This is a genomic window from Enterobacter sp. BIDMC93 (genome assembly GCF_001037805.1).
GTDB lineage: Bacteria > Pseudomonadota > Gammaproteobacteria > Enterobacterales > Enterobacteriaceae > Enterobacter > Enterobacter hormaechei_C.
In genome coordinates, this window is the sequence record NZ_KQ089962.1 from 1,642,892 (window position 1) to 1,660,420 (window position 17,529).

The 17,529-nt window shown below is 54.3% G+C and carries 18 protein-coding genes; 8 read left to right on the forward strand and 10 right to left on the reverse strand.

Annotated elements, in window-relative coordinates; all coding sequences use genetic code 11:
• Window positions 1-20 precede the first annotated feature (20 nt).
• From pat to trxC, 3 genes are all read right to left on the reverse strand, one after another.
• A complete protein-coding gene (gene pat, locus SK58_RS07800) occupies window positions 21-2,684 on the reverse strand; it encodes a bifunctional acetate--CoA ligase family protein/GNAT family N-acetyltransferase (RefSeq protein WP_048219604.1) in 2,664 nt (887 codons plus the stop codon).
• 35 nt (window positions 2,685-2,719) lie between these two features.
• Entirely contained in the window at window positions 2,720-3,418 is a 699-nt protein-coding gene (gene tapT / locus SK58_RS07805; RefSeq protein WP_003860734.1) for a tRNA-uridine aminocarboxypropyltransferase, read from the reverse strand.
• A 70-nt stretch (window positions 3,419-3,488) separates the two neighbouring features.
• Window positions 3,489-3,908, reverse strand: a complete 420-nt coding sequence (gene trxC, locus SK58_RS07810) for a thioredoxin TrxC (protein WP_015572133.1) — start codon at window positions 3,906-3,908, stop codon at window positions 3,489-3,491.
• Between the two features lie 204 nt (window positions 3,909-4,112).
• Between trxC and SK58_RS07815 the strand changes: the two genes are divergently transcribed.
• On the forward strand, window positions 4,113-5,198 hold the full coding sequence (locus SK58_RS07815; protein ID WP_017383555.1) for a tRNA/rRNA methyltransferase: 1,086 nt from the start codon (window positions 4,113-4,115) through the stop codon (window positions 5,196-5,198).
• A 39-nt stretch (window positions 5,199-5,237) separates the two neighbouring features.
• On the opposite strand, the gene ung is transcribed toward SK58_RS07815, so the two are convergent.
• Entirely contained in the window at window positions 5,238-5,927 is a 690-nt protein-coding gene (gene ung, locus SK58_RS07820) for a uracil-DNA glycosylase (RefSeq protein WP_003860729.1), read from the reverse strand.
• Window positions 5,928-6,242: 315 nt separating this feature from the next.
• On the opposite strand from ung, the gene grcA reads away from it, so the two are divergent.
• Entirely contained in the window at window positions 6,243-6,626 is a 384-nt protein-coding gene (gene grcA / locus SK58_RS07825) for an autonomous glycyl radical cofactor GrcA (protein WP_003860727.1), read from the forward strand.
• A gap of 52 nt (window positions 6,627-6,678) precedes the next feature.
• Here the strand turns inward: grcA and srmB are convergent, their stop codons facing one another.
• Complete coding sequence (gene srmB, locus SK58_RS07830) at window positions 6,679-8,007, reverse strand: ATP-dependent RNA helicase SrmB (RefSeq protein WP_017383554.1); 1,329 nt, start codon at window positions 8,005-8,007, stop codon at window positions 6,679-6,681.
• A gap of 132 nt (window positions 8,008-8,139) precedes the next feature.
• Between srmB and SK58_RS07835 the strand changes: the two genes are divergently transcribed.
• Window positions 8,140-8,877: a tRNA(1)(Val) (adenine(37)-N(6))-methyltransferase TrmN gene (locus SK58_RS07835; protein ID WP_017383553.1), complete on the forward strand. Its 738-nt coding sequence runs from the start codon at window positions 8,140-8,142 to the stop codon at window positions 8,875-8,877.
• On the opposite strand, the gene nadB is transcribed toward SK58_RS07835, so the two are convergent.
• Complete coding sequence (gene nadB / locus SK58_RS07840) at window positions 8,862-10,481, reverse strand: L-aspartate oxidase (RefSeq protein ID WP_048219606.1); 1,620 nt, start codon at window positions 10,479-10,481, stop codon at window positions 8,862-8,864. The genes SK58_RS07835 and nadB overlap by 16 nt on opposite strands.
• Window positions 10,482-10,906: 425 nt before the next feature.
• Here nadB and rpoE point away from each other — a divergent pair, with 425 nt between their 5' ends.
• The 5 genes from rpoE to SK58_RS07865 all read left to right on the forward strand — a co-directional run bounded on the left by rpoE (window position 10,907) and on the right by SK58_RS07865 (window position 15,251).
• Window positions 10,907-11,482 (forward strand): RNA polymerase sigma factor RpoE, encoded by a 576-nt coding sequence (gene rpoE / locus SK58_RS07845; RefSeq protein ID WP_006176728.1) that lies wholly within the window; start codon window positions 10,907-10,909, stop codon window positions 11,480-11,482.
• Between the two features lie 31 nt (window positions 11,483-11,513).
• Window positions 11,514-12,164: an anti-sigma-E factor RseA gene (rseA, locus tag SK58_RS07850; protein WP_015572138.1), complete on the forward strand. Its 651-nt coding sequence runs from the start codon at window positions 11,514-11,516 to the stop codon at window positions 12,162-12,164.
• Window positions 12,164-13,117 carry a sigma-E factor regulatory protein RseB gene (rseB, locus tag SK58_RS07855; protein ID WP_003860717.1) on the forward strand — a complete coding sequence of 318 codons (954 nt, stop codon included), beginning with the start codon at window positions 12,164-12,166 and terminating at the stop codon, window positions 13,115-13,117. Before rseA ends, rseB begins: the two co-directional genes overlap by 1 nt.
• Window positions 13,114-13,590, forward strand: a complete 477-nt coding sequence (gene rseC, locus SK58_RS07860) for a SoxR-reducing system protein RseC (protein WP_006811609.1) — start codon at window positions 13,114-13,116, stop codon at window positions 13,588-13,590. The genes rseB and rseC overlap by 4 nt, the downstream gene beginning before the upstream one ends.
• Before the next feature lie 431 nt (window positions 13,591-14,021).
• Window positions 14,022-15,251 carry a tyrosine-type recombinase/integrase gene (locus tag SK58_RS07865; RefSeq protein ID WP_006811608.1) on the forward strand — a complete coding sequence of 410 codons (1,230 nt, stop codon included), beginning with the start codon at window positions 14,022-14,024 and terminating at the stop codon, window positions 15,249-15,251.
• Here the strand turns inward: SK58_RS07865 and xis are convergent.
• From xis to SK58_RS07880, 4 genes are read right to left on the reverse strand one after another with little or no spacing between them, the layout of a single operon-like run.
• Window positions 15,229-15,513: an excisionase Xis gene (xis, locus tag SK58_RS22210; protein WP_022651668.1), complete on the reverse strand. Its 285-nt coding sequence runs from the start codon at window positions 15,511-15,513 to the stop codon at window positions 15,229-15,231. The two genes, SK58_RS07865 and xis, sit on opposite strands and share 23 nt — an antisense overlap.
• A 46-nt stretch (window positions 15,514-15,559) precedes the next feature.
• Entirely contained in the window at window positions 15,560-15,802 is a 243-nt protein-coding gene (locus SK58_RS07870) for a DUF4060 family protein (protein ID WP_017692869.1), read from the reverse strand.
• Window positions 15,789-16,400: an ASCH domain-containing protein gene (locus tag SK58_RS07875; protein ID WP_032635810.1), complete on the reverse strand. Its 612-nt coding sequence runs from the start codon at window positions 16,398-16,400 to the stop codon at window positions 15,789-15,791. The genes SK58_RS07870 and SK58_RS07875 overlap by 14 nt, the downstream gene beginning before the upstream one ends.
• Before the next feature lie 34 nt (window positions 16,401-16,434).
• The gene (locus SK58_RS07880) at window positions 16,435-17,520 is read right to left on the reverse strand and encodes a RecT family recombinase (RefSeq protein ID WP_022651666.1); all 1,086 of its coding nucleotides are present in this window, start codon (window positions 17,518-17,520) and stop codon (window positions 16,435-16,437) included.
• Between the last annotated feature and the right edge of the window lie 9 nt (window positions 17,521-17,529).

Consider the following 17,529-nt stretch of genomic DNA (forward strand, 5'->3'; position numbering starts at 1 on the left):
TGGGTAACATTTCCAGCAGCTTACTCTTGTTTATCCGTCGAAATCAGGCTGAGGGACAGAGAGACAATGCCTTCATCCAGCTGGATATCAACGTCAAAACCGAGCTTCCGCGCCAGGGTCACCATACCCCGATTGTTTGGCATAGTAATGCCATTCAGGCGTGACAATCCGTGATCGCGCGTATAACCAATGAGTTTTTCGAGCAGCCGTCTGCCCAACCCCAAACCCTTAAGATCGGAACGCACCAGTACGGCAAACTCCGCATCCACGTTATCCGGGTCGGAAATGGCACGCGTCACGCCGAGGATCTCCTCTCCCGCTCCGGAACGGCGGACCGCCACAATCGCCATTTCTCGATCGTAGTCGATCTGGGTCATATTGGCTAAATCGTCGTGGGTAAATTCATTGATTTCGCTGAAATAGCGATAGTACAAATCTTCCTTCGTCACCTGCGAGATGAACGCCCGCAGCAGCGGCTCGTCTTCCGGCAGGATAGGGCGAAACAGCGCCCGCTCCCCATTTTTCATCTCCACCCACTCTTCCAGATGAAGAGGATAAGGACGAATGGCGAGACGGCTTTCCCGATCACCGATAAAGGGCGCAATATCCAGCGTCACGTCCAGCGCGGTAAATTCATTTCCGGAGGCAAGAAGGGGGTGGATATCCAGGCGCTGGATCTCCGCACAGTCAACAATGAGGTTGGAGACCTTCACCAGAAACTGGCTTAACCCGGCGATATCAAGCGGCCGCAGAGCGCTTCTCCCGCGGATTTTTTTGCTTTTGATGGCCTGAATAATCAAATAACGCGCCAGGTTCATGTTTAGAGGAGGAAGCGCGACAACCGCCTGTTCTTCTGGCCGCCACTCAACGCCGCCTTCACCCAGCATAATGAGCGGACCAAAAACCGGATCGTGTTCGACAACCACGCGTAGCTCCTGCGCACCTGCACGGTTGGCCATGCTCTGCACCAGCAGGCCGTGGATCCGGGCCTGTGGCCACGTCATTTTTACGCGATCGATAATGGCATCCGCGGCCTGTTGTACTTCTGTCGCGGTGCGCAGATACAGCATGACGCCCTGCACATCCGATTTGTGCGGAATATCGGGAGAGCGCAGCTTCAGCGCGACCGGATAACCAATCTGCTCAGCGATATGTACCGCCTCAGCGCTGTCGCCGGCAATCCAGGTGGGCAGGGTTTGCATCCCATAGCTGCCAAGAATGGGTTGCACCTCATGTGTGTCGAGAGAAGTGGCGCCCTCTTCGATGGCCTGCTGCAAAAGCCTGTGCACATCCACCGAATTTGCGGTGAGATTGCCCGACAGGGCAGGCGTTTCACGCAGCTGCTTCTGGTTGCGGCGGTATTCAACCATATGCATAAACGCGGTAATGGTGCCCTCCGGGGTACGGTAGGTTGGCAACCCGGCTTCACTAAACAGACGCCGTGCCTCCTGCGAGGAGAACTCGCCGCACCAGTTGGTCAGCAGGGTAACGTATTTGCCGCGGGGATGGTTTCGGACTACCTCAATCAGCGCACGCGCACTTTCGCTGCCTGGCGCAACCGCGCTGGGCGAATGGATAATCATCAGCGCATCAAAGTCCTGGCTATCGAGCAAAATCGTGATCGCCTTAATGTAACGATCGCTGCTGGCATCATCGCGCAAATCGAGGGGATTATCGGGAACAACGCTTCCCGGTAACGCGTCCCACAGGCGCTGTAGCGTCTCTTCACCCAGCGTGGCCAGCTTGCCGTTGCGTAGCCAGAGCTCGTCCAGCGCCAGGGCGGCGGGAGCGGCACCGTTGCTGACAATCATCAGCTTTTCACCGCGCAGGGGGCGCATGTGGCTTAACGTTTCGACGGCGGAAAAAAGCTCGTGCGTATCCTGTACCCGCAGTAAACCGGCGCGCTGGATCGCTGCATCCCATGCGGGATCCATCCCGGAACGGGAATGTAGCAGGCGCTGAGCCGCGGGGCTGCGCCCGCTTTTGATGACCAGTATCGGTTTATTACGCGATGCGCTACGCGACGCCGACACAAAACGACGGGCGTCGCTCAGGTGTTCAAGGTAGAGCAGGATAGCGCTGGTTTTGCTGTCACGCGCCAGGAAATCCAGCAGCTCATCGACGTCAATGTCCAGGCTGTCGCCCAAAGCGATGAAGTAGGAAAAACCCATCTCACGCTGCTGCGCCCAGTCGAGGATGGTATTGGATACCGCAGCCGACTGCGAAATAAAGGCCAGTTTGCCTTTGCGGATCGGAACCGGGGAAAAACTGGCATTCAGCCCTTGCCAGGGCGCAAGCAGACCGAGGCTGTTTGGACCAAGAATGCGCATCTGGTAGCGGCTGGCGCAGGCCAGCAGTTCGGGCTGCTGTTCAGGAGGCGAGGAAAGAATAATGCAGGTTTTACAGCCTTTCTGACCGAGCGACTCAAGCAGTTCGAGGTTTCGTTTCGCATGTGTACAGAGCACGGCGAGGTCGGGAACGAAAGGCAGGCTCTGCACATCCGGCCACGCCAGTACCCCCTGTACCGCCTTATAAGCGGGCGTAACGGGCATGACCGGGCCGTTAAACCCGCCAGCCAGCAGGTTACGCATCATCAGATACCCTGCGCGGTCCGGTTTCATCGAGGCGCCAATAACGGCAATGGATTTAGGACGGAGTAGCGCTTCTAACCCTCTCTGGCTCATGCAGGCCTCCCGTGAATGCAAGCGACCTGATGATTTTAAACGCTTTCTGCCTCTGTTGCTGTGACGCTACCCTTATGAACGGTTTTTCCCGCAAGATAACGTTCACGGAAGCAGGAGAAGTGGGAGCCCAGCGCGCCGGCCGCCTGGGTATCGCCCGCCAGATCCAGTAGCGCAATAGCGACTTCAGCGGTGCAATATTGACCGTCGGCATGCGCTTCACGCAAGCGATAGGCCGAAACGCGCGACAGATCGACGGAAATCACCGGCAGCGCATCAAGGTAAGGGCTTTTGCGAAACATCTTTCTCGCTTCGGTCCAGGTGCCGTCGAGCATAATAAACAGCGGCGGCTTACCGGATGGTGGCGCCGTAAGCACCTGACGTTGTTCGCCTGCATATGATGCCGGGAAAACGACCATGGGCTGATAGTCCGGGCTTGCCACCAGGTCGAGCAGAGCCTGAGGTGGCTCAGTGCGCGACCACTGAAACGCTGCGGTGTTGGGCAGAATATCGGCGATCAAACGCCCCGTGTTGCTGGGCTTCATCGGTTCGGTATCGAACATGACCAGACAAAAGCGGCTTTTCGCCTCGCTCGGTGCAAGCGTTTCGCACAGACACACTTTCAGCGGTAAAAGGCAGCGCTGGCAGCGGCGAATACGATTGCCTCGGGCCAGAAAAGGGCGGGTGGCGCGCGCAAGGCGCTCGGCGCGTAATTGAAGTACAGCGTTATCAGTCATGGGCGAAAAGGCAGGAAAAACCCCATTTTCGCAGAGGAGAGAACGGGGCACAAGATATGCCCCGTGAATGTTACAGGGATTCGTTTAACCAGCTGTCGAAAGGCGCTTTCGGTACTGCACCATTGAGCATGTCGATCACTTCACCATTTTTGAAAATCATAATGGTTGGAATGCTGCGAATGCGAAAACGGGCGCTGAGTTCACGTTCCGCTTCGGTATTCACTTTGACAAAACGCATTTTCCCGCTGCGCTCTTCAGCCACGTCTTCGAAGATGGGCGCAAAGTTACGGCAGGGGCCGCACCACGGTGCCCAGAAATCGACCACAACAGGCAGATCGTCCTTGAGGAGTTTGTCCAGCGTAGCACCCGTCGCGTTAATGACATCGCCATCAAATAATTCGTGGCCACAACGCCCGCATTTCGCACCGTCATCCACCCGGTCGTCCGGAATGCGGTTTACAGCCTGACAGTTGGCACATACGGTATTCATAACTAACCTCTGATAGAGCCGTGGAACAACGGCAGAACGCCGATAATGTTTCTGATATGTTACATATTATCAGTGAGCTTGTATGAAACGACAATGCGTTTTATTCAATGGGAACAATAGTCACAGGCTTTTGTACGAAATTATGGCTATGAGCTTGCACATCGGGTAATCTGCGCGCTTCGCGCAGCGCTGGTGGAGAAAAGCATGAACGACGAAATGAAAAACAAAAGCGGCAAGGTCAAAGTGATGTATGTCCGCAGTGATGATGACTCTGATAAACGCACCCAAAATCCGCGTACCGGAAAAGGTGGCGGGCGTCCGGCGTCTTCTCGTGCAGACGGTGGCCGTCGCCCCGCCCGCGATGACAGAAATAACCGCGGCGATGACCGCAAACGTGATGACCGTAAGCGTGACGATCGCAAACGCGATGATGTTGTCCGTGACGGTGGATCGCCATGGCGTACCGTTTCTCGCGCGCCCGGTGAAGAGGCGACCGAAAAAGCCGATCACGGCGGTATCAGCGGAAAAAGCTTTATCGATCCGGAAGTGTTGCGTCGTCAGCGTGCGGAAGAGACCCGTGTCTACGGTGAGAACGCCTGTCAGGCCCTGTTCCAGAGCCGCCCGGAGTGTATCGTTCGTGCATGGTTTATTCAGAGCGTGACCCCGCGCTTCAAAGAAGCGCTGCGCTGGATGGCGGCGAACCGCAAAGCCTACCACGTGGTTGACGATGCCGAGCTGACAAAAGCGTCCGGTACAGAACACCACGGCGGCGTCTGCTTCCTGATCAAAAAACGTAACGGCACTACCGTGCAGCAGTGGGTTAGCCAGGCGGATGCCGATGACTGCGTGCTGGCGCTGGAAGATGTGGGTAACCCGCATAACCTGGGCGCTATGATGCGTAGCTGCGCGCACTTTGGCGTGAAAGGCGTTCTGTTGCAGGATGCCGCGCTGCTGGAATCCGGTGCGGCGATTCGTACCGCGGAAGGCGGTGCAGAGCACGTTCAGCCGATCACCGGCGACAGCGTGCTGGAAGCCCTGGAGCAATTCCGTAAAGCGGGCTACACCATTGTCACCACCTCAAGCCGTGCCGCTACGCCGCTGTTTAAAGCGACGCTGCCGCGCAAAATGGTGCTGGTGTTAGGTCAGGAGCGTGATGGTCTGTCTGATGCGGCACTCTCCAGCGCTGACCTGAGCGTCTCTATCGACGGCACTGGCAACGTTGAAAGCCTGAACGTATCCGTTGCGACCGGCGTGCTGCTGGCGGAATGGTGGCGTCAGAACAAGGCATAAGCCTTTTATGTGCCGGGCCTGACCCGGCACATTCAAACCCTACTCGCTCTCTGCCGGTAACACAGGCATCCAGTCAATCGGCTTTTCGCCACGCTTTTCCAGCCACTCATTCGTCAGAACAAAATGATTACTGCCAAAGAAACCGCGATGCGCAGACAGCGGCGACGGGTGCGGTGCCTTCAGCACGTGATGACGCTGACGATCGATAATCGCCCCTTTCTTTTGTGCGTGCGATCCCCAGAGTAAAAACACGACGCCTTCACGATGCTCATTGATCAGGCTGATAACCTTATCGGTAAAGGTTTCCCATCCCAGACTGGCGTGGGAGTGTGCCTGACCCGCCCGGACGGTTAATACGGTATTCAGCAACAGCACGCCCTGGCGCGCCCAGCTTTCCAGATAACCGTGATTAGGGCGGGTAAAACCCGGAATCGTTCCTTCCAGCTCTTTATACATATTCAGCAGAGAAGGGGGGATGGCTACGCCCGGACGCACGGAAAATGCCAGTCCGTGAGCCTGCCCGGGGCCGTGGTATGGATCCTGCCCCAGGATAACCACCTTTACATCGCTCAGTTCGGTGTAGCGGAAGGCGTTAAACACATCTTTCTGCGGCGGATAAATTGTCTGGCCGGCCTGCCGTTCAGCCGCAACGGTACTGAGGGTGTTAATAAAATAGGGCTGCTGCTTCTCTTCTGCCAGCACGTCATGCCAGGTTAAAGGTGTTGTCATCTCGCTCTCCTGCGAATCTCATTCTGTGTCTAGCTTACCTGTTAAACCCCAATGAGCAAAATTACCCGCGGAAAACCAGGCTAAGTGACTCAATTTATGTTGAAAACCAGGCAGGATAAGTCGAATTGGTAAACCTTTAAAATTGATCTAAAACAAAAAATACAGACCACACTCTTTGTGTGGTTGGTGGTTTTGTTGATTTAAATCAATAAATCACCCGGGTCTGAATGTTATATATACACACAACAAACAATGGTTTTACCAATTGGCCGCAAAAGGCCAGCATCAGTTAATGTAGCCTAAGGGAGGCAACACATGATTACAGGTATCCAGATTACTAAAGCTGCAAATGACGATCTGCTGAACTCTTTCTGGCTGCTGGACAGCGAGAAAAACGAAGCGCGCTGTGTAGTAGCGAAAGCAGGTTTTGCGGAAGACGAAATCGTTCCGGTGAGCAAACTGGGCGAAATTGAATACCGTGAAATTCCAATGCAAGTGCAACCAGAAGTACGCGTGGAAGGCGGTCAGCACCTGAACGTTAACGTCCTGCGTCGCGAAACGCTGATGGATGCCGTTGAGCACCCGGAAAAATACCCGCAGCTGACCATCCGTGTGTCTGGCTATGCGGTGCGTTTCAACTCTCTGACCCCGGAACAGCAGCGCGACGTTATCGCGCGTACCTTTACTGAAAGCCTGTAAAGTTCAGCTTCGGGGGTGGAATAAAAAAGCCGGGAATGTCCCGGCTTTTTTTTTACTCTTCAGTTTTTGTCTCTGGCGCAGCAGAACTTGGCTTACGGCGCTTACCAATATTTTTGGTATCGCGGTGGCGCTGTTTAACGCGCGGCTTCTCTTTTTCTTTCTCTTTTCTCTCAGCACGTTTCGCGAGCGCTTTCTTGGACGGTTTACCCGTCATTTTTTCACTCGGCGCACGTGTGGTCGGACGAAGCCCGTCAATCACGCGAGCTTTCAGCGGCTCCTCAACGTAGCGGCCAATTTTCTGTAGCAGCAGATGGTCGTGCGCTTCTACCAGAGAGATAGCAATACCTTTGCGGCCCGCACGGCCGGTACGACCAATACGGTGCAGGTAAGTATCACCGCTGCGCGGCATATCAAAGTTGATTACGTGGCTCACGTCCGGGATGTCGATCCCACGCGCGGCAACATCGGTGGCAACCAGCACATTCACGCGGCCATCGGTCAGGCGCTTAATCCCTTCGGTTCGCTTAACCTGCGCCATTTCACCTTCGAGATAGCAGTTGTTAATGCCGGCGTTGCGCAGCATTTCTGCCAGCTCATGCACGCGCTCACGTTTGCGTACGAAGACGATGGTACGGGTTGCCTCTTCCTGCTTCAGCAGGTGTTTCAACAACTCAACCTTATGCTCAAGGTTATCTGCGCGGTAGTACCACTGGTGGATCTTCTTACGCTCACGGGTCGATGGCGTAGCGGACACTTCCACCGGATCTTCCAGCAGACGTTCGGCGAAATCTTTAATGGCATCCCCTTCAAGGGTTGCCGAGAACAGCATTGTCTGATTACGCCAGCGCGTTTCACCCGCGATGTGTTCGATATCCTGGGCAAAGCCCATGTCCAGCATGCGGTCAGCTTCATCGAGAATCAGCGTTTCCACCGCGCGGCAGTCGAAGTTCTCTTCTTTTATGTATTGCAGCAGACGGCCTGTCGTCGCGACAACGATATCCTGGTTTTCGCTGAACACTTCGGCGTGGTTCATATACGCTACGCCACCGGTGATGGTCGCGATATCCAGATGGGTGTTCGCCGCCAGCTCACGCGCGTGTTCGGCAACCTGCATCGCCAGTTCACGGGTCGGGGTCAGGATCAAAATGCGCGGCGGGCCTGATTTTTTACGCGGAAAGTCGAGCAAATGCTGCAACACAGGCAGCAAGTAGGCTGCTGTCTTCCCCGTGCCGGTTGGCGCAGAACCGAGCACATCGCGGCCCTCAAGCGCAGGCGGAATGGCCGCGGCCTGAATGGCGGTCGGGCGTGTAAAGCCTTTGCTCTCAAGGGCATTGAGCAGGCTTTCATCGAGTTCAAGTTCGGAAAAAGTCGTTACAGTCATGTTCTACCTCTGTGTGGGGCGCTGATTATAGACGTTACGGCTGTAATCTTCATCTGTTTGTATGGATATCGCTTTTCGACCACTTCGCTTTCCCCTATGCTACTCCAGTTTCACTCAGAAGGTTGCCCTGACATGTCTCAACTCAAAGCGCAGTTGCGCCGCGATGGTTTTACGTTTAAACAGTTTTTTGTGGCGCACGATCGTTGTGCGATGAAAGTCGGTACAGACGGTATTTTACTGGGTGCATGGGCGCCTGTCGCAGGTGTAAAACGCATTCTGGATATTGGTACGGGCAGCGGACTTCAGGCGCTGATGCTGGCGCAGCGAACGGAAGAACACGTCACGATCGACGCCGTTGAGCTTGATCCTCAGGCGTCCCGGCAGGCAAGTGAAAACGCTGCCGACTCTCCGTGGGCAGATCGCATCAGGGTAGAATGCGCCGATGTCCTGACCTGGGCGTCGGAGCAAACCGCGCGTTACGATTTGATTGTCAGCAATCCGCCGTATTTCACGCCAGGCGTGGAATGTGGAACGCCAGAACGCGAGCAGGCACGTTACACCGGCTCGCTCGATCACAAGGCGCTACTGACCAGTGCGGCGGAGCTCATCTCGGAAGAGGGATTTTTCTGCGTGGTCTTGCCTGAAAGCACGGGTAATACCTTCATTGAGATCGCACGGGGGATCGGCTGGAATCTGCGTCTTCGTACCGATATTTCGGATACGGAAGGACGCTTACCGCACCGCGTGTTGCTGGCGCTCTCGCCGAAAGAGGGGGAATGCTTTATCGACAGGTTGGTCATTCGTGGGCCAGACCAGCGTTATTCCGAAGATTACACTGCCCTGACCCAGGCCTTTTATCTGTTTATGTGAACCTGCGGCGTCAACACCGACGGGCCGGACATTTCAAGCGGTTCGGGATAGTCCAGCGTATAATGCAGGCCACGGCTCTCTTTGCGCATCATCGCACAGCGCACAATCAGCTCGGCAACCTGCACAAGGTTGCGCAGCTCCAGCAGATTATTAGAAACGCGGAAGTTGGCGTAATATTCATCAATTTCCTGCTGCAACATCATGATGCGGCGTAACGCGCGTTCCAGACGCTTCGTTGTGCGTACAATCCCGACATAATCCCACATGAAAAGCCGCAGCTCGTGCCAGTTATGCTGGATAACCACCAGTTCGTCCGGGTTTTCTACCCGACTTTCATCCCATGCCGGCAAGTGTGTTGTCGGACGTGCATAGGGCATGCGTTTGGTAATATCTTCCGCAGCCGACCACCCATACACCAGACACTCCAGCAGCGAGTTTGAGGCCATGCGATTCGCACCATGCAGGCCGGTGTAGCTGACCTCGCCGATCGCATACAAACCATCCACGTCGGTACGACCATGATCGTCAACCATCACCCCGCCACAGGTATAGTGTGCGGCAGGTACAATCGGCACCGGATCGCGGGTTAAATCAATACCCAGACTCAGCAGCTTTTCATAAATCATCGGGAAGTGCTGGCGAATAAAGTCTTCCGGTTTATGGCTAATGTCCAGATACATACAGTCGACGCCAAGCCGCTTCATCTCGTGGTCAATGGCGCGGGCCACGATATCCCGCGGGGCAAGTTCACCTCGGGGGTCGAAGTCCGGAATAAACCGGGAACCGTCCGGACGCTTCAGATACGCGCCTTCGCCGCGCAACGCTTCAGTTAACAGGAAGTTACGTGCCTGCGGGTGGAACAGGGCGGTAGGATGGAATTGATTAAACTCCATATTCGCCACGCGGCAGCCTGCGCGCCAGGCCATGGCGATACCGTCTCCGGAGGCGATATCCGGGTTAGTCGTGTACTGGTAAACCTTGGAGGCGCCGCCAGTCGCCAGCACAACGGCTTTTGCCTGGCAGGTTTCCACCTTCTCTTTATTCCGATTCCACACCCATGCGCCGACAACACGGCGCGTGCCGGGCAGGCCAATCTTATCGGAAATAATCAGGTCGACGGCGTTGCTGCGCTCCAGCACCCGAATATTAGGATGGCTGAGGGCTTTGCTGACCAGCGTGGTTTCAACCGCTTTTCCGGTTGCATCAGCAGCGTGCAGAATACGGCGGTGGCTGTGCCCGCCTTCACGGGTCAGGTGATAGCTCTCTTCACCATTAGGCTGAACATGCGTATCAAACAGCACGCCCTGATCGATAAGCCATTGCACGCAGTGGCGGGCATTGCTGGCGACAAACTCTGCCGCATGCTCATCCACGATCCCGGCGCCGGCAATCAGGGTGTCTTCTACGTGCGAGGCTATACTATCCGTTTCATCAAACACGGCGGCAATACCGCCTTGTGCATAGAAGGTGGAACCTTCGCTCATCGGCCCTTTACTCAGCACGATTACGTTCTGATGTTCCGCCAGGCGCAGTGCGAGGGATAGGCCGGCAGCACCGCTGCCGATGATCAGTACATCACAATGAAGTTCAGGCGTCGTGTTCATGATGTTTGTTTAATTTACTAAACATGGTGTGGGGAGAATAGCATTGTGATGCGAGATATCGCACGTTTTTTTTGTTGTGTGTTGCAATGACTAAACGGAAGGCCAGAAGTTAAATCTGCGCTAAATGGCCGGAAATATTTTGCGAAGCAGATCGTTAGCTTCAGATTTTGTGGTGAAATAAAGCCTGTGTTGCGTTACTCTTCTGACGATAAAGTTGATGATTCTTGTCAGAAAGCGGGTGCGTATCGTGAACAGACTTATAATGAGAGAAAATGAACGGTCTGCGGCGCGATGAACAAAAACAAAGGCGTTACGGAACTTATTGAAGAACAGACACTCTAATTCGGTGCTTGCTCAAAGTGCAATGTTGTTAGAGTGGCGTTTCGATAACGCGTGGAATTTGGTTTGGGGAGACATTACCTCGGATGAGCGAGCAGTTAACGGACCAGGTCCTGGTTGAACGGGTCCAGAAGGGAGATCAGAAAGCTTTTAACCTACTGGTGGTGCGCTACCAGCATAAGGTAGCGAGTCTGGTTTCCCGCTATGTACCGTCAGGCGATGTTCCTGATGTGGTGCAAGAGTCTTTTATTAAGGCCTATCGCGCGCTGGATTCATTCCGGGGGGATAGTGCTTTTTATACCTGGCTGTATCGTATTGCAGTCAATACGGCTAAGAATTATTTGGTTGCTCAGGGCCGTCGTCCGCCTTCTAGTGACGTTGACGCTATCGACGCAGAAAACTTCGAAAGTGGTGGCGCGCTGAAAGAAATTTCGAACCCTGAGAACTTAATGTTGTCAGAAGAACTGAGACAAATCGTTTTTCGCACGATCGAGTCGCTCCCGGAAGATTTACGCATGGCAATTACGTTACGGGAGCTGGATGGCCTAAGCTATGAAGAGATAGCCGCCATCATGGATTGTCCGGTCGGCACGGTTCGTTCACGAATTTTCCGTGCGCGAGAAGCCATTGATAATAAAGTTCAACCGCTTATCAGGCGTTGACGATAGCGGGATACTGGAAAAGGTATTAGGCATGCAGAAAGAAAAACTTTCCGCTTTAATGGATGGTGAAACGCTGGATAATGAGCTGCTCGATGAGTTGTCTCATTCTCCCGAAATGCAACAGACCTGGGAGAGCTATCATCTTATCCGCGACTCTCTGCGCGGTGATACCAGCGAGGTTCTCCATTTCGATATCTCAGCACGCGTTATGGCGGCCATTGAGAACGAACCTGTTCATCAGACCACGCCGCTGATTCCTGAAGCGCAGCCTGCACCTCACCAATGGCAGAAAATGCCGTTCTGGCACAAGGTGCGTCCATGGGCCAGCCAGCTCACCCAAATGGGGGTCGCTGCGTGCGTATCGCTTGCAGTTATCGTTGGGGTCCAGCACTATAATACTCAGTCTGAAGCCAATCAGCAGCCTGAAGCGCCAGTGTTCAATACGCTGCCGATGATGGGTAAAGCCAGCCCGGTTAGCCTGGGCGTACCGGCAGATGCCTCCGCAAGCGGCGGACAACAACAGCAGGTACAGGAGCAGCGCCGTCGCATTAATGCGATGTTGCAGGATTACGAGTTGCAGCGCCGTCTGCACTCCGAGCAGCTTCAGTTTGAGCAGGCCCAAACCCAGCAGGCTGCTGTGCAGGTGCCAGGAAACCAAACTTTAGGAACGCAATCGCAGTAATGAAGCAACTTTGGTTCGCCATGTCTTTGATGGCGGGTAGCCTGTTCTTCTCTGCTAACGCCTCGGCTGATGTTTCATCCGGGGCGTTGTTGCAGCAAATGAACCTGGCCAGCCAGTCACTCAATTACGAGTTGGCATTTATCAGCATCAATAAGCAGGGTGTCGAATCGTTACGCTATCGCCACGCCCGCCTTGATAACCAGCCGCTCGCCCAGCTTTTACAGATGGATGGCCCGCGTCGGGAAGTGGTCCAGCGTGGGAACGAAATCAGCTATTTCGAGCCTGGCCTTGAGCCGTTTACGCTCAATGGTGACTACATCGTTGACTCCCTGCCGTCGCTCATTTACACCGATTTTAAACGTCTCGCCCCCTACTATGATTTTATCTCGGTGGGGCGAACGCGTATTGCCGACAGGCTGTGCGAAGTGATCCGCGTTGTCGCGCGGGATGGGACACGTTACAGCTATATCGTCTGGATTGACGCAGAGACGAAGCTGCCGATGCGCGTTGATCTGCTCGATCGCGACGGTGAGACGCTGGAGCAGTTCCGCGTGATCTCCTTCGATGTGAACAGTCAGGTTGGCAACAGCATGCAGAATCTGGCCAAAGCCAGCCTGCCGCCTTTGCTTTCCGTGCCTGCCGGCGATTCTGTCAATTTTAACTGGGTACCATCCTGGATCCCGCAAGGGTTCAGCGAAGTTTCCAGCAGCCGTCGCCAGCTCCCAACCATCGAAACACCGGTTGAGTCGCGACTCTATTCCGATGGGCTGTTTAGCTTCTCGGTGAATATCAATCGCGCTACGGCGAACAGTTCCGAACAGATGCTCCGTACCGGTCGCCGGACGGTCAGCACGACGGTGCGCGATAATGCGGAAATTACCATTGTCGGTGAATTACCGCCGCCAACGGCAAAACGTATTTCAGACAGCATTAAATTCAGGGCTGCGCAATGATTAAAGAGTGGGCCACGGTCGTATCCTGGCAGGATGGCGTAGCGCTTGTCAGCTGTGACGTTAAAGCATCATGCAGCAGCTGCGCTTCGCGAGCCGGTTGCGGCAGCCGCGTGTTGAATAAGCTGGGGCCGCAAACGTCGCACACTATTGCTGTGCCGAGCGATCAGCCGCTGGTGGCAGGGCAAAAAGTGGAGCTGGGCATCGCTGAAGGTAGCCTGCTCACTTCCGCCATGCTGGTTTACCTTTCTCCGCTGGCAGGTCTGTTCGTGATGGGCGGGGTTTTCCAGATGCTGTTCGGCACAGATTTGGCCGCCATGTGCGGGGCCGCTTTGGGCGGCGTGGGCGGGTTCTGGCTTGCTAAAGGCGTTTCCCCAAGGCTTGCCGCCCGGGAAGCGTGGCAGCCTGTTATCCTCAGCGTTGCACTGGCACCCGACCAACTTCGTGTTGAGACGCTCTCTTCTGAGGCCCGGTAATCTGCCGGGCTTTATTATTATTTACATCGCAATAAAGAAAACGCCGTCTCTTCGCGCTATACCTGGCTCTAAGTGCATTTCCAGCTGACGAGGATGTAGTGTAGAATGCTGCGTTTTCGCACTGAAAAACGTCAGGCTAAGAACAGCGGCCTCCAGGAATTCGTAAGGCATAATTATTTAACTATATGAAGAACATACGTAACTTTTCGATCATTGCTCACATCGATAATTGATACCCCGCCAGCCTCCGCAAACCTCCGACAAAAACGCCTCAAGATCCCCATCAAATCAGCCTTTCCAAAAATTATACTGTTTGCATGTACAGTCAACCTACGACATCATAAGTCATGGTTTTTGTGTCCACCAGTGCGTCCATATTCTATGATGGACACATAACCTCCCGTTCTGATGGACACACGCAGGGACAAATCATGGCTATTTCAGATAGTTATCTAAAGTCGTGCCTTGGGCGCGAACGAGACAAAGTTGAAGAAAAGGCAGACCGTGATGGTCTGTGGGTACGCATCTCCAAAAAGGGGGCCGTTACTTTTTTCTACCGATTCCGCTTCCTGGGCAAACAGGACAAGATGACGATCGGCAGCTATCCGGAGTTCGGATTAAAAGCCGCGCGCGATGAAGTCGCAAAGTGGGCAGCTATTCTTGCCCGTGGCGAAAACCCTCGGATCAGGCAAAGCCTCGATAAAGCCAAGATTAACAGCCAGTACACCTTCGAAGAGCTGTTCCGTGAATGGCACTCAATGGTCTGCATTCAGAAAGAATCAGCCGGGCAGGTCCTCCGCTCGTTTGAACTGCACGTTTTCCCCAAGCTCGGGAAATACCCTGCGCATCAGCTCACGCTACACAACTGGCTCACTGTCCTGGACAGATTGGCCCAGGGTTACAGCGAGATCACCCGGCGCGTGATCAGCAACGGCCGACAGTGTTATTCCTGGGCAGTGAAACGGCAACTGCTGGAAGTTAACCCGCTGTCAGAAATGTCTGGGCGTGATTTCGGCATCCAGAAACAAATGGGTGAGCGAACCCTGGACCGTAAAGAACTGGCGATTGTCTGGCGAGCCATTGAGGATTCCCGCCTCATTGAGCGAAACAAGATCCTCTATAAATTGTCTCTGATATGGGCGTGCAGGGTTGGCGAACTCCGGCAGGCTGAAGTCGCACACTTTGATTTTGAAGAAGGGATCTGGACTGTTCCATGGGAAAACCACAAGACAGGGCGGAAGACAAAGAAACCGATAATTCGACCTATCATCCCGGAAATGCTCCCGCTGATAAAACGGGCCATTGAGCTGGCGCCAGGACGCTTTGTTTTTTCAAAATATGAAGACAAGCCGATGAGTGAAGGCTTCCATATGAGCATCAGCAGTAACCTGGTTAAGTTCATGCTCAAGGCCTATAACGAGCAGGTCCCACACTTTACTATTCATGATCTGCGCAGGACTGCGCGAACGAATTTCTCAGAGCTAACCGAGCCGCATATCGCCGAAATAATGCTTGGCCACAAACTGCCTGGTGTGTGGTCAGTGTACGACAAGCACACCTATGTTGAGGAAATGAGAGTGGCATATGGTAAGTGGTGGGCCCGACTTATGAGCATCGTCGAGCCCGACATTCTGGAGTTCACGCCGCGTCAGGTCGGGTGAGACGGCCTTTATCATCACGGGTTAGGTTCAGGTGAGACATCGGCTTACGGGTTGATCGTGACATCTCTTTAATCTGCCAGGCGGTGACTTTGGTTCTGAGCCATTTATTGGGTCCACCCATGTAAGCGCAATCTGGCTCAGGGAAAGGGTTCTCGTTTGGGGCTCTTTTCCTGTAGCGTTCGAGCGTACGTGAGGAAATACACAGCTGCCCGCAGATGTCTTTAGTGCTCATCAGCTCAAATTTATTCGTTGCTTTGCTCATCTTCGTTCTCCAAGGGCCCCAACCGGGGCCGTTTGATAATTCTTTATCAGGACGCCTGGCCGGGAAGGGCACGCAAGCGGCGCATGCCTGTCATTGCCGTGGCCACATAGCTCGCCTTGCGGTTCACCACCTCCACCCAGACCTTCACGCCTTCAACCTTCACCGTATACGTCTCTTTCATCTTGCTGCGCCCATAGTCGCCGTATCTTTGCTGGTGGGCTGCCAGCGCGATGTCGCATGCCTGACGCGCTAACGGGGATTGCTGGTTACCTCGGTTAATCAGTCGCATGGCCATCTCCTTCGATACGCTTAAACTTGATCACATAGACCCATGGGTTAGCGCGCCAGCTGTCAGAACCGTAGATAGACCGCCATAACGCTGCGTAAGCCTCTTTAACGTCACGTGCCGAGGAGCCAGAAATTCCCTCCGAACGTGCGTCTTCCTCACTGATATCGTTCAGCTGCTCGACCCGTACATCGGTGATCTCCAGCAGAATACGGCTGGCCCAGCGCGGCATGTGGATGCTGGGTGTCCAGCGGACATCCTCTGCCGGCGGCACGTTCTCGTAATGAGTTGGAACATGCGCAGGGTAATTCGCGCGATAAAGTTTCAGATCCGGCGCGCTTGCTCCAGCCTCTGCCCACGTCTCCCGCACCCAGATGCGATCACCGACGACACCGAACGGGCAATGGATTGCGATATCTTCAATTTTCGGCAACAACAGTCCGTTAAGAGGCCTGCTTAACCACATACCGGATAAACTTCCGCTTAATGTTCCCTCTGGCTGCGGCTTGATGATCCGCCGCGTCTGCGTCTTCCGTCCATCGAGGATCGCCCGCACCATCTCACCGTTAAAAATCATTCCGCGTTCGATAATTTTCGTCATATCGTTACCGGGAGGGCGAACCCTCCCGCCTCCCTTAGGCCACATATTCCGGTTTCATATCATCGAGGGTGATGCGGTACTTATCGTGCAATTCATCACCCAAGTGCCGTTTAGCCGCCAAGAGCATCTTTTCAACTTCCTCGAAGCGTTCTCCCGCACCTTCCACTCCCGGTTTTGGAAGTGCTTTGATAGCTGTATCAACTTTGTTTTTCGCATTCACAAAGTGGTACCGGCGCGTAGCTTTGTTTTTCAGTTCGGTGTGCAATGCTGCACCCAGTACGGATTTAGAAGCATTGATGTCGTTTCCGACGGTAGTGGCATCGTCCAGAGTTTCAGCAGAATCAATCCGTTTACGGTATTCATCAGCCAAAGTGTCGATATTTACTGAGGACTGCTGCGCGTTCTGTGTGGTAGATAAGTTGTCATCAGTAATTTCAGTCAAACTTATGTGCTGCACAGGGGCAGGGTTTACCTCCCGTTCTTCACGCCGATCATCCAGCTCGTCCGGGGTATAAACGCCCAGAATCACATCCGGGCAGAACAGGCGGGCCCAGCGCTTCACTGCGAGATATGCAAGCTGCTGGCGCGGGTCGTCAGCCCAGAGCGTTGAGTTACGGGTGCGAGCCTGAGCCAGCAGTAAATCGAGTTCTCTCGGCTGATCTTCACCCTTCAGGGTTGCGCGGATAATAATGCCGATCCCGGCTTCGTCAGCCAGGGTCCAGCCAGGGACCCGGTACTCGCCTTTTTCGCCTTTACGAATATGGAATTTTCCAACAACTTTTTCCCATGGCCCGTACCACTCATATTCAAAGCGGCTGGCAAGCACGCCGCTACGCGAAATGACGGCATTGACCAACTGCGCTTCGTACCCGAGCACACCATTAATCAGGTGCGTCTTCTGTGCTACAGCAAAGGGATTCATCTGCCATTGTGCTGCCTGCATCGCTACGGCCATGCAATCGGCCTGATTGCCCTGAAGATGCTTAGGAACTGTCGCGGTGCCCTGAGCCATAATCTGCGCAAAAGTGCTGATGGCGTTAAGGTATTGAGAATCGAACAGTGCCACGTTGGAATTAATAACGGTGTTCTGATCAGCAACGGTAACGTTGGTATTTTGCATATATCCCCC